The organism is Streptomyces sp. NBC_00104 (assembly GCF_045160825.1).
Taxonomy (GTDB): domain Bacteria; phylum Actinomycetota; class Actinomycetes; order Streptomycetales; family Streptomycetaceae; genus Streptomyces.
Genome location: NZ_CP108215.1, coordinates 7,980,011 through 7,992,175, shown reverse-complemented (window position 1 = coordinate 7,992,175; position 12,165 = coordinate 7,980,011). Strand labels below are relative to the sequence as shown.

The following is a 12,165-nucleotide window of genomic DNA, read 5'->3' as shown; positions in this document are numbered from 1 at the left end:
CCCCAGAAACAACGAATTTCATCGATCCAGCCTTGCGGAACTGTCGATACGTCGTGCACAGTGTGGCCGTGGCCAGTCGAAGCGCAGACCAGAAGGACCCCAAGGAGCCCCGGAAGGACTCCAAGGAGCCGAGGAACGGCACTCCGCAGTTGGACGCCGTCTCCCTCGCCATCGTCGAGCAGCTCCAGGAGGACGGCCGGCGGCCGTACGCCGCGATCGGCAAGGCCGTCGGCCTGTCCGAGGCGGCCGTGCGCCAGCGCGTCCAGAAGCTGCTCGACCAGGGCGTGATGCAGATCGTGGCCGTCACCGATCCGCTCACCGTGGGCTTCCGGCGTCAGGCGATGATCGGCATCAACGTCGACGGCGACCTGGATCCCGTGGCAGACGCGCTGACGGCCATGTCCGAGGTCGAGTACATCGTGATCACCGCCGGCTCCTTCGACCTGATGGCGGAGGTCGTCTGCGAGGACGACGACCACCTCCTGGAGGTCATCAACAAACGCATCCGGACCCTGCCCGGCGTGCGCTCCACCGAGAGCTTCGTCTACCTCAAGCTCAAGAAGCAGACCTACATGTGGGGAACCCGATAACCGTGAGGACGGATAAGCCGTGAGCCCCAAGGACCTCAGCCAGACCGCGTACGACCACCTGTGGATGCACTTCACCCGCATGTCCTCGTACGAGAACTCCCCGGTCCCCACGATCGTCCGGGGCGAGGGCACCTACATCTACGACGACAAGGGCAAGCGGTACCTCGACGGTCTCGCGGGGCTCTTCGTGGTCCAGGCGGGCCACGGCCGCACCGAGCTGGCGGAGACCGCGTTCAAGCAGGCGCAGGAGCTGGCCTTCTTCCCGGTCTGGTCCTACGCCCACCCGAAGGCCGTCGAACTGGCGGAACGCATCGCCGACTACGCGCCCGGCGATCTGAACAAGGTCTTCTTCACCACCGGCGGCGGTGAGGCGGTCGAGACCGCCTGGAAGCTCGCCAAGCAGTACTTCAAGCTCCAGGGCAAGCCGACCAAGTACAAGGTCATCTCCCGCGCGGTCGCCTACCACGGCACTCCGCAGGGCGCCCTGTCCATCACCGGCCTGCCGGCCCTGAAGGCCCCCTTCGAGCCGCTGGTGCCGGGCGCGCACAAGGTCCCGAACACCAACATCTACCGGGCTCCGTACTTCGGCGACGACCCGGAGGCCTTCGGCCGCTGGGCCGCCGACCAGATCGAGCAGGAGATCCTCTTCGAGGGCCCCGACACGGTCGCGGCGGTCTTCCTGGAGCCGGTACAGAACGCCGGCGGCTGCTTCCCGCCGCCGCCCGGCTACTTCCAGCGGGTCCGCGAGATCTGCGACCAGTACGACGTACTGCTGGTGTCGGACGAGGTCATCTGCGCCTTCGGCCGGCTCGGCACGATGTTCGCCTGCGACAAGTTCGGCTACGTCCCGGACATGATCACCTGCGCCAAGGGCATGACCTCGGGCTACTCCCCGATCGGCGCCTGCGTCATCTCGGACCGCATAGCCGAGCCCTTCTACAAGGGCGACAACACCTTCCTGCACGGCTACACCTTCGGCGGCCACCCGGTCTCCGCGGCCGTCGGCCTCGCCAACCTCGACCTGTTCGAGCGCGAGGGCCTCAACCAGCACGTCCTCGACCACGAGGACGCGTTCCGGTCCACGCTGGAGAAGCTGTACGACCTGCCGATCGTCGGCGACGTCCGCGGCAACGGCTACTTCTACGGAATCGAGCTGGTCAAGGACAAGGCGACGAAGGAGAGCTTCGACGACGCCGAGACCGAGCGGATCCTCTACGGCTTCCTGTCGAAGAAGCTGTTCGAGAACGGCCTCTACTGCCGTGCCGACGACCGTGGCGACCCGGTCGTCCAGCTCGCCCCGCCGCTGATCTCCGACCAGTCGACCTTCGACGAGATCGAGCAGATCCTGCGCGCGACGCTGACGGAGGCGTGGACGCTGCTGTAGCCCCCGACGATCCCGTCGGCGCTCGCGGACGGCTCTTTCAAACGGCCCGGGACGCACCCATCCGAGTGAGATGGGGGCGTCCCGGGCCGTGTGCTGTCCGGCCCCCGCCCCCCTGACTCCCTAGCGTGCCCCCTGTAACCGATCGGCCCTGCCTTCGTTCCCCCGGACGGGGGGCTCCCCCGGCAATCCTGATCCGAACCGAGGTGTACGCCCATGGTGGCCCCGCCGGACAACGACGTGCTCTGGGCACGTGGTCTGACCTACGCGCACGACGGCTCGCCCGCTCTGCGAGGCGTGTCGATGGCCGTCCGGGAGGGCGAGATCGTCGCCGTCACCGGCCCGCGCGGCAGCGGCAAGACCACGCTCCTGCGGTGCCTGTCCGGACAGCTGCGGGCCCAGCACGGCGAGGTGTGGTTCAACAGCCTTCCCGTGCACACGATGGGTCCGCTCGCCCGGGAACGGCTGCGCCTGGACCGCTTCGGCTGGATCGACCCCGAGCCGGTCCTCGTCCCCGAGCTGAACGCCTGGGAGAACGCCGCCCTGCCGCTGATGCTGCGCGGCACCGGCCGCCGGGCCGCCAAGGCCGCCGCCCTGGAGTGGCTGGAGCGCCTCGACATCCGCGACTCGGCACGCAAGCGCCCGCACGCCCTCCTCCAGTCCGAGCGCCAGCGCGTGGTCGTCGCCCGCGCCCTGGTCGCCGCCCCCCACGTGCTCTTCGCGGACGAGCCGACCGCCGCGCTGCACCGCGCCGAGCACACCCACGTCCTGCGCACCCTCACCACGGCCGCCCGCTCCCACGACATCACCGTCGTCCTCGCCACCCACGACCCCGAGACCGCCTCCTTCGTGGACCGCACGATCTCCCTGCTCGACGGGCGCCACGTGAAGACCGTCCACCTCCCCTCCGCCGCGAACCGGCAAGGCCGAACTCCCACAGACCGGCAAGGCCGAGCCCCCACAGAGCCGAACCCCCGAGCCACGCCCGAGGCAGACCGCCGGCCCACCGCGGAAGCCGAAGGCCACCTCGCCGCCGAGAGGGGAGGCCACCTGGCTGCCGAGCGGGGACGCCGTCCCGGCACCAAGAAGGGAGGCCGCCCGGCCGCCGGGGGAGACCGCCGGGCCACCGCCGAAGGAGGAGGCCACCTCACCACCGGGCAAGGAGGCCGGCCGGCCACCGAGCGGGGAGGGCGGCCCACCGCCGACGAGGAACACGTGTCCGCCGGCGACGGCAAAGGTCACCTCGCCACGGGGCGAGGAGGCCGCCCGACCACCGAGCAAGGACGCCGTCCCGGCACCGACGAGGGAGGCCGCCCGGCCGCCGAGGAGGAGCGCCGGGCCGCCGCGGAAGGAGGTGGTGGAACCGCTGCCGAGGGGGAGCATCCGTCCGCCGACGGGGAAGGCCGGGCCGCGTGCTCGCTCTCCGCCTAGCCCGCCGGGCCCACCCCGTGGTCCAGCTCCGCCGTCTCCTGGTCGCCGCGGCCACCGGCGGCACGGGATTCCTGCTGCTCTGCGCCCTCGGGCACGCCATGGCCCATCCGCACGCCCCGGCCGGCTCGGTGCTCCGCCTGGCCTGGTGCTTCGCACCCGCGGCCGCCACCGTGTACTTCGCGGTGACGGTGGCCCGCACCGACCCCGGAACCCGCCCCCGCCCCGGCCTGTCCGCGATCGGCCTCGGCCCCGGCCGCCTGATGGCCATCTCCGCGGTCACGACGGCCCTGTCCACCGTCCTCGGCTCGCTCCTCGCCCTGCTCTTCTTCCTCCATCTGCGCGGCGACCTCAGGGGCATGCCCTTCGACGGCGCCGCCGCCGACGCCCTCGCCGCGGGGCAGCCCCTCCCCCTCCCCGCGGCCCTGACCCTCCTCGCCCTGGTACCGGCCGTGGCCTGCGCCACGACCGCCCTGGTGCTACGCCCCAAGGACACGGGTGCCCGGCCCACCGGACCCCGGACACGCTTCATGGCGTACGACACCTTCGCCATCGGCCGGCGGGCCGCGTCCCCGGCGGGCGCCACGAGGTACCAGGAGGAGCCGGACGAGGAGGCCGTCGCCCCCACGGCCCCCCAGGAGCCACCGGAACCCGCGGCTCCGCGCCCCGCCCCCGGCGGTCTCCCCTGGGGCATCGCCGTGCTCGCCGTCGGCCTCGCCGTGGAGACGTACGCCGGACAGTCCGACGACGGCTCCACCCTCCCCCTCCCCGGCGGCTTCGCGGACAGCCCCGCCGGAGCCCTCGGCGGCTGGCTGCTCACCGCGCTCGGGCTGGTCCTCACCGGCCCCGGGCTCACCCACCTCACCGGACGCCTGCTCCAGTCCGTACGCCCCGGCGCACTGCGGCTCCTCTCCGGGCGCGTGCTCCAGGAAGACGCCCGGCGCATCGGGCGCCCTCTCGGGGTGGTGTGCGCGGTGGCCTCCGGGGCGTACGCCATGGTGACGCTGTCCTCCGGCGTGCGCCCCACGGTCGGCCCGCTCGCCCTCCTGGGCGCGCTCGTGGTGGCCGGCTGTGCCGTGCTCACCCTCGCGACGGCCGCCGTCGAGGCCCGTCGGGCGCACGCGGACGCCACGGCCGCGCTGTTGCGGCTGGGAGCGCCCAGCGCGTTGCCGCGGCGGGCGGCCCTGCTCCGCGCGGGCGCCCTGCTCGCTGTGTTCGGCCCTCTGACCTGGACGGTCGCCCGGCTGGCGGCGCTGCCGCTGGTCGCCTGAGACGCGCCCCTGAGACACACCGCTGGGGCGCCGGAAAACTCGTACGAAAAAAAATCCGAGACCGGCGATGAGTTCCACGAGGGTCCCCGGTCTACCCCTGCGAACGGACCGCGACCGACAGGAGAGACCTCGCCATGTACCAGCAGATGATCTTCGTGAACCTGCCCGTGAACGACCTCGACGCCTCGAAGAAGTTCTTCACGGAGCTCGGGTACGCGCTCAACCCCCAGTTCAGCGACGAGAACGCGGCCTCCGTGGTGATCAGCGACACCATTGTGGCGATGCTGCTCACCAAGCCGTTCTACTCGTCCTTCACCCAGAAGGAGATCGCGGACGCCACGAAGACCAGCGAGGTGCTGCTCTGTCTGAGCGCCGAGAGCCGCGAGAAGGTGGACGAGCTGGTCGACAAGGCGGTCGCCGCCGGCGGCACCGCGTCGGAGAAGATCCAGGAGATGGACTTCATGTACGGCCGCGCCTTCGACGACCTCGACGGCCACACCTGGGAGGTCGTGTGGATGGACCCGGCCACCATCGAGGGCTGAGGCTCACCTGCCAACCGCCCCGTACCGCCGCGCCCCGGACGGGGCGCGGGGAACCGCGCGACCAGCCACGACGCACCCGCACCCGCCCACGCTGCTCCGGGCCCCCGGCACGACCCCGGCTCCCCCAGCGGAGCGCAATAGCATGGGCGGGTGCAGACGATGCCCGCCCACGCGGCCCACCACGGCGACCACGAGATCGAGACGATCGAGGAGTTCGACGCGATCGTCTCCGCGCGCGGCACGCTCTCGGGATTCCGCATCCAGGCCGTCGACCTGACAGACCGTACGCGCGTGCTGCTCGCCACCGGCACGGCGGGAGCCGTCTTCCTGGGCTGCCCGATGCGCGAGGAGGCGGCGGCGAAGATACGCGCGGACGGCGCCCTGGTCTTCCCGCCCGTGCCCGGCCTGCCCTTCGATCCGTACCGCGGCCTGCTCTACTCCCCCGACGAACTCTTCGCGTCCCTGTCGGACGGCGGCTACGAGGCGACACCCGACGCCCTCGCGTACGCCTGGTTCCAGCGGACCAAGGCCGACCGGGACGTCTACGCCTCCATGCTGCGCGCCGTCCACGACGACTCCGTCTCCGACGCCCTCGACGAACTCCTCACCGGCGCACGGGTGGTGGGCGTGATGGGCGGTCACGCGATGGCACGCGGCACCGAGGCGTACGAGGGCGCCGCCCACCTCGGCCGCACCCTGGCCCGCTCGGGTCTCACGGTCGCCACCGGCGGTGGTCCGGGCGCGATGGAGGCGGCGAACCTGGGCGCCTACGCGGCCCCGTACGACGACGAGATGCTCGCCGAGGCGCTGCAAATCCTGGCGAAGGCACCGACGTTCACGCCCTCGATCACCGACTGGGCGAGCGCCGCCTTCGACGTGCGCACCCGCTGGCCGAAGGGCGGCACCTCCGTCGGCATCCCCACCTGGTTCTACGGCCACGAGCCGCCGAACCCGTTCGCCTCGCACATCGCGAAGTACTTCGCCAACGCCACCCGCGAGGACGGTCTCCTGGCCCGCTGCGACACGGGCGTCGTCTTCCTGCCGGGCGCGGCCGGAACCGTCCAGGAGATCTTCGACAACGCGACCCCCAACTACTACGAGTCGCGCGGTGAACCGACCCCCATGGTTCTCGTCGACCGCGCCCACTGGACGGAGAGACTGCCGACCTGGCCACTGCTCCGGTCGCTGGCGCGGGGCCGTTCGATGGAGGCCCGGATAGCCCTGGTGGACCGCATCGAGGAGGCCCCGGAGGCCTTGGCGCGTCTGGGAGGGTGAGAGCTACGCGCGTTGCTGAACACGCGTCAAACCTGCGGACGGTTCATCAATGGGCAAAGCCAACCGCCCAAACACTTCTTCGGATTGACAGTGCTTATGGCGCACTTATAAACCTGTGAGGCACATGGGGAAGCCGCTCCTCCGGCGGCCCTCCGTCACCCCCCACTCCCCTGTGCTTCCCGTGAAGGGCAAAAGTGTCCATATCTCCCCGTACCGCGCGGACTTCGCGCTATGTCGGTGTTGCTTTCGCGTCCGCCGCACTCGTGTTCGGCGCCGCGGGCAACGCCATGGCCTGCAGCATCAAGGACTTCTCCGCCGTCGCCGGGTGCGACGGTGACAAGGGCGTCATCCGTGTGACCGATGTGGACCCCCTGGGCGTCAAGGCCGAGATCTCCGTCTACCTGGAGAACAACGGGGCCGACCTGCGCCAGGTCGGCAGCAGGACCATCGAGAACTCCACCGCCGAGGGTGTCACCGTCACCTTCGAGGAGGAATGGGAGCCGAACGCCGAGTACCGCATCCACGTCACGGCGGACAAGTACGTCGACGACGACCTGCCGATCCTGGTCGCCCCCGCCGAGGCCTGCACGGCGGAGACGGTCACCCCGCCGGCCAACTCGAAGAACCCGAAGAAGCCCGCGGAGAACAAGGACAAGGACAAGGGCAAGCCGTCCAAGACCAAGACGTCCCCCACCCCGTCCGCCTCCGAGGGCACCACGCCCGTCGGCTCGAACGACAACAACGCCCCCTCCCCCGAGGGTGACTCCGACCTCGCCGAGACCGGTGGCGACTCCAACACCGGCACGATCGCCGGTGCCGCGGCGGCCCTGGTCGCCCTCGGCGCAGGTGCCGTGTACTACAGCATGCGGCGGCGTGGGGCCTCCACACGCTGATCGCCGCTGCCTCAGGGCTGTGGCCCGTACCTCTCACCGAGGGTACGGGCCACACGCCGGGCACTGCCTCGCACTCACCCGAACGTCGCCCGCTCCAGCCAGAAGTCCAGCAGCCCGCGGTCGCCCAACACCTCCAACTCGCCACCGTCCGGCGGCAGTCGGCGATAGAAGGCGAGCAGCACCTCGGTGAGCGGCCCGCGCAGCGCGACCGTCGCCTCCTCGTGGCCACGGCGCCGGCGCACGCCGTCCTCGGTCAGCTCGACCACCCTCCCCCACTCTTCGGGCGAGGGGACCCCCTCCTCGCGTCGCTCGACGTTCACCTCCGCGGACGTGTCCGTGGCATGGAGATGGATGGTCCGTCCCGGGCCGCGCAGTTCGGCCGCCGCGTCGTGCGGCATGGTCCGCTGCACGAACTCGACGATCTCCAGCCACTCGTCGATCGCGTCGGCGGCGATCTCCGGCGCCACCTCGACCGGCCGCCCGACGGTGAGCGCGGCATCGGCCCCGTGAATGACCTGCTCATGGGCCATCCGGCGGGCCCAGAACCCCGCACTGTGCTCCCAGCCCCATGACCACACCGGCGCCTCGGGCCCCGCCTCGCGCAGCGTGGCCACGGTCATCTCGCCGGTCTCCGCGAGCCAGGCGTCCAGCGCGACCGGGTCCCCCTGCTTCTCCGGGCCCTCGCACAGCGGGACGTCCGCCTCGGGCACCTCTTCCTCCGACCAGGTCCGTACGTTCAGTTCGACCCAGCGCATGGCGCCGCCGGTGTGCCTCAGTAGCTGTTCCAGCGACCAGTCGGGGCAGGTCGGCACGGTCGCCGACAGATCGGCTCCCGAGGTCACGATGTCCCTCAACCGCCGTACCTGAAGCTCGATCTCGGCGCAGTAGCGGTCATGCCGGGCCTGGGGTTCTCGCGTACCTATCGCCATGGTGCCGCACCTTATGCGGCGGGACCGGCTCCCAGCACGACGATTTCGGTCGCGTCGAAGCTCACGCCGACCTCGGCCCCGGGCTCCGGCGCGTCCCGCAGCGCGCACGCCGCCTCCAGACGCGGCGCGCCCCCGGGCTGGAGGTGCACGGCGACATGGGTGCCCCGGAAGGTACGCGCGGCCACGGTGCAGCGAAGCCCGTCGGCCACGTCGACCAGTCGTACGCCGGCGGGCCGCACGAGCAGCGCGCACGCCCCCTGCGGCGCGCCCTCGGGCACCGGCACCTTGCCCCACGCCGTGGCCGCGATCGCCCCCGTCACGGTCGCGTCGACCACGTTGTCGAAACCGAGGAAACGGGCCACGAACTCGTCCACCGGCCGCTGCCACACCTCAAGAGGCGTACCGGACTGGGCGATCCGCCCGTCCCGCATCACCACGACCCGGTCGGCCAGCGCGAAGGCCTCCCCCTGATCGTGCGTGACCGCCAGCACGGTCGTCCCCAACTCCCCGAACAGCTCCCGGAGTTCGACGACCAGCCGCTCCCGCAACGAGCGGTCCAGCTGGCCGAGGGGCTCGTCCAGCATGAGCAGCCGGGGGCGCGGAGCGAGGGCGCGGGCCAGCGCCACCCGCTGCTGCTCACCGCCGGACAACTCCCCGACCCGTCGGCGCGCGGCCCCGGGCAACCCGACCAGCTCCAGCAACTCCCGTACCCGTACGGCACGTTCGTCCTTCGCCGCGCCGTGCATGCGGGGCCCGAAGGCGACATTGCCGGCCACGTCCCGCTGCGGGAACAGCTGGTGGTCCTGGAACATCAGGCCGACACCGCGCTTGTGGGCGGGCACGCCCCGCTGGTCCCGTCCGCCGAGCAACACCCGCCCGGCGTCGAGCGGTTGGAGACCCGCGACCACCCGCAGCAGCGTCGACTTGCCGCTGCCACTGGGCCCCAGCACACACACGACCTCGTGTTCGGCGACCTCCAGACCGACCGCGTCGAGCACGGGCCGCCCGTCGAACCGTACGGTCGCGTCCTCAAGCCTGAGCAACATCAGAACTCCCCCGTGCGATCGGGGCGGAGGCGCTCCAACACCAGCAGGGCGCCCGCGCACACCACCATCAGAATCGTCGAAAGGGCCATCGCCTGGCCGTAGTTGAGGTCCCCGGGGCGCCCGAGCAGCCGTGCCACCGCGACGGGCAGTGTCGGGTTGTCGGCGCGCGCGATGAACACGGTCGCCCCGAACTCCCCGAGCGACACGGCGAAGGCGAACCCGGCCGCGACCAGCAGCGCCCGCCGCACCATCGGCAGATCGACCTCACGCCACACCCGCCACGGCGACGCCCCGAGCACGGCCGCCGCCTCCCGCAGCCGTTCGTCCACCGCGCGCAGCACGGGCAGCATGATCCGTACGACGAAGGGGACGCCGACCAGGGCCTGGGCGAGCGGCACCAGGATCCACGACGACCGCAGGTCGAGCGGCGGCTCGTCCAGCGCGATCAGGAAGCCGAAGCCGACGGTCACCGCGGACACCCCGAGCGGCAGCATCAGCAGCGCGTCGAAGCCACGGACGAGACGGCCGGCCCGCCGGGTGAGCGCGGCGGCGGCGAGCCCTCCGATGACCAGGGCGATGGCGGTCGCGGCGAGCGCGTACGTGAGCGAGTTGCCGACCGCCTCGATCGGCGCCACCAGGAAGATCCCGCTGTCGTCACTGGTCAGCGCCTTGTAGTAGCCGAAGCCGGGCGCGTCGAGCGACCGCTCCACCAGCACGCCCAGCGGCAGCAGGATCAGCACGACGACGGTGGCGAGGACCCCGCCCAGGAGCGCCCACTGCCCCGCCCCACGAGGACGTCGGGAGGTGAGTGACGCGTCCACCAGCCGCAGGGCGGTCTCCCGTCGCCGTACGGTCCACGCGTGCACGGCGAGGATGCACCCGACCGCGACGAACTGCACGAGTGTCAGCACGGCGGCCGTCGCGAGGTCGAAGATCTCCGAGGTCTGCCGGTAGATCTCCACTTCGAGCGTCGAGAAGGTCGGCCCACCGAGGATCTGCACCACACCGAAGGAGGTGAAGGTGAAGAGGAAGACCATCAGCGCCGCGGCGGCCACGGCGGGTGCGAGCGCCGGAAGCGTGACCCTCCGCCAAGCCGCGAGCGGCGACGCCCCGAGCATCCGCGCCGCCTCCTCCTGCCCCGGGTCGAGCTGCGCCCACAGCCCGCCGACGGTCCGTACCACGACCGCGTAGTTGAAGAACACATGCGCGAGCAGAATCGCCCACACCGTGGTGTCCAGCCTTACGCCCCACAGCTCGTCGAAGAGTCCGCCGCGCCCGACCAGCGCCAGGAACGCCGTGCCGACGACCACGGTCGGCAGCACGAAGGGCACGGTCACGACCGCCCGCAGAATGTCCTTGCCCCTGAAATCGAAGCGCGCGAACACATACGCGCCGGGGAGCGCGATCAGCAGCGTGAGCGCGGTCGAGACCAGCGCCTGCCAGGTGGTGAACCACAGCACGTGCCGGATCCCGGAGTCCGCGAGCACCTCCCCGATCCGCCCGAGGTCCCAGGTCCCGTCGGCCTTCAGCCCCCGGACGACGATCGCGGCGACGGGATAGGCGAAGAAGACCCCGAAGAAGGCGACGGGCAGCACCATGAGCCCGAGCCGCGCCGCGCTCCCCGACCGACGGGGTCCACGCGGTGCGGCCACGGCCTCCTTGGTCGCTTCGGTTACTTCAGTACGAGCGAGGTCCACGACTTGACCCACTGGTCACGGTTCTCGGCGATCTTCTCCGGCGCCATGGTCTCGGGGTCCTTCGCCGCGGGCCCGTACTCGGTGAACTCGGCGGGCACGGACGCCCCCTCGACCACCGGGTACACGAACATGTTGAGCGGCATGTCCTCCTGGAACTCCTTCGAGATCAGGAAGTCGATCAGCGCCTTGCCGCCCTCGGCGTTATTCGCGTTGCTCAGCAGCCCCGCGAACTCGATCTGCCGGAAGCAGGTGCCGGTCGCGACCCCGGTGGGCGCGGTCTTCGGCTTCGGGTCCGCGTAGACGACCTCGGCGGGCGGCGAGGAGGCGTACGACACGACGAGCGGCCGGTCGCCGCCGGCCTTCTTGCCGTCCGTCGACCCGGAGAACTCCTGGTAGTACGCCTGCTCCCAGCCGTCGACGACCTTCACGCCATTGGCCTTGAGCTTCTCCCAGTAGCCCTCCCAGCCGTCGTCGCCGTACTCGGCGGCCGTACCGAGGACGAACCCGAGCCCCGGCGAGGAGGTGGAGGCGTTCTCGGTGACGAGGAGGTCCTTGTACTCGGGCTTGATCAGATCGTCGAACGACCGAGGCGGCGCGATCTTGTTCTTCTCGAAGTACGCCTTGTCGTAGTTGACGCAGATGTCACCGGAGTCGATGGGCGTGACCCGATGCTCGTCCTGGTCGAGCTGGTACTCGGCGCCGACCTTGTCGAGCCCCTTCGCCTCGTACGGCTGGAAGAGTCCGTTGTCGAGCGCGCGGGACAGCAGCGTGTTGTCGACGCCGAAGAAGACGTCGCCCTGCGGGTTGTCCTTGGTCAGGATCGCCTGGTTGACGGCCTGCCCCGCGTCCCCGCTCTTGAGGACCTTGACCTTGTACCCGGACTCCTTCTCGAACGCCTTCAGCACGTCCTTCGAGTAGGCGAAGGAGCCGTGGCTGACGAGGGTGACGGTCTTGGAGTCGGCCCCGCTGCCGCTGCCGCCCGATCCGGACGACCCGCACGCGGACAGCGTGACGAGGCCCAGCCCTACGACCAGAACCGTTGCCTTCTTGGTGATGTGCACTGAATCGATTCCTCCTGGGCGTGACCAGGAAGAGACGCGGCCCTGCCCGGGG

10 protein-coding genes and 1 pseudogene are annotated in these 12,165 nt (G+C 71.1%); 7 read left to right on the top strand and 4 right to left on the bottom strand.

Annotated elements, in window-relative coordinates; genetic code table 11:
- Window positions 1–53: 53 nt before the first annotated feature.
- From OG272_RS35245 to OG272_RS35215, 7 genes and pseudogenes are all read left to right on the top strand, one after another.
- The gene (locus OG272_RS35245; RefSeq protein ID WP_327727619.1) at window positions 54–590 is read left to right on the top strand and encodes an Lrp/AsnC family transcriptional regulator; all 537 of its coding nucleotides are present in this window, start codon (window positions 54–56) and stop codon (window positions 588–590) included.
- Between the two features lie 19 nt (window positions 591–609).
- Window positions 610–1,974, top strand: coding sequence for an aspartate aminotransferase family protein (locus tag OG272_RS35240; protein WP_327727620.1), 1,365 nt, complete (start codon window positions 610–612; stop codon window positions 1,972–1,974).
- A 213-nt stretch (window positions 1,975–2,187) separates the two neighbouring features.
- Window positions 2,188–2,904: pseudogene (locus OG272_RS35235) on the top strand (ABC transporter ATP-binding protein); the annotation flags it as partial.
- A gap of 479 nt (window positions 2,905–3,383) precedes the next feature.
- Window positions 3,384–4,670 (top strand): hypothetical protein, encoded by a 1,287-nt coding sequence (locus OG272_RS35230; protein WP_328224119.1) that lies wholly within the window; start codon window positions 3,384–3,386, stop codon window positions 4,668–4,670.
- 134 nt (window positions 4,671–4,804) lie between these two features.
- The gene (locus OG272_RS35225) at window positions 4,805–5,212 is read left to right on the top strand and encodes a VOC family protein (RefSeq protein WP_326576610.1); all 408 of its coding nucleotides are present in this window, start codon (window positions 4,805–4,807) and stop codon (window positions 5,210–5,212) included.
- 150 nt (window positions 5,213–5,362) lie between these two features.
- Window positions 5,363–6,487 (top strand): LOG family protein, encoded by a 1,125-nt coding sequence (locus OG272_RS35220; RefSeq protein WP_326576612.1) that lies wholly within the window; start codon window positions 5,363–5,365, stop codon window positions 6,485–6,487.
- 194 nt (window positions 6,488–6,681) lie between these two features.
- The gene (locus tag OG272_RS35215) at window positions 6,682–7,380 is read left to right on the top strand and encodes an LAETG motif-containing sortase-dependent surface protein (RefSeq protein WP_327727622.1); all 699 of its coding nucleotides are present in this window, start codon (window positions 6,682–6,684) and stop codon (window positions 7,378–7,380) included.
- Window positions 7,381–7,454: 74 nt separating this feature from the next.
- On the opposite strand, the gene OG272_RS35210 is transcribed toward OG272_RS35215, so the two are convergent.
- Genes OG272_RS35210 through OG272_RS35195 form a run of 4 tightly spaced genes read right to left on the bottom strand, consistent with a single transcriptional unit; the run spans window position 7,455 to window position 12,113 of the window.
- Window positions 7,455–8,309, bottom strand: coding sequence for a maleylpyruvate isomerase family mycothiol-dependent enzyme (locus OG272_RS35210; RefSeq protein WP_405895481.1), 855 nt, complete (start codon window positions 8,307–8,309; stop codon window positions 7,455–7,457).
- A gap of 11 nt (window positions 8,310–8,320) precedes the next feature.
- The gene (locus tag OG272_RS35205; RefSeq protein ID WP_328224117.1) at window positions 8,321–9,355 is read right to left on the bottom strand and encodes an ABC transporter ATP-binding protein; all 1,035 of its coding nucleotides are present in this window, start codon (window positions 9,353–9,355) and stop codon (window positions 8,321–8,323) included.
- Window positions 9,355–11,052: an ABC transporter permease gene (locus OG272_RS35200; RefSeq protein ID WP_405896111.1), complete on the bottom strand. Its 1,698-nt coding sequence runs from the start codon at window positions 11,050–11,052 to the stop codon at window positions 9,355–9,357. Before OG272_RS35200 ends, OG272_RS35205 begins: the two co-directional genes overlap by 1 nt.
- Window positions 11,028–12,113 (bottom strand): thiamine ABC transporter substrate-binding protein, encoded by a 1,086-nt coding sequence (locus OG272_RS35195; protein WP_327727624.1) that lies wholly within the window; start codon window positions 12,111–12,113, stop codon window positions 11,028–11,030. The genes OG272_RS35200 and OG272_RS35195 overlap by 25 nt, the downstream gene beginning before the upstream one ends.
- Window positions 12,114–12,165 lie beyond the last annotated feature (52 nt).

Bases quoted from the DNA above. Each gene is read 5' to 3' on its own strand.
- OG272_RS35225 (WP_326576610.1), top strand. From the start codon at position 4,805: ATGTACCAGCAGATGATCTTCGTGAACCTGCCCGTGAACGACCTCGAC.
- OG272_RS35210 (WP_405895481.1), bottom strand. From the start codon at position 8,309: ATGGCGATAGGTACGCGAGAACCCCAGGCCCGGCATGACCGCTACTGC.
- OG272_RS35205 (WP_328224117.1), bottom strand. From the start codon at position 9,355: ATGTTGCTCAGGCTTGAGGACGCGACCGTACGGTTCGACGGGCGGCCC.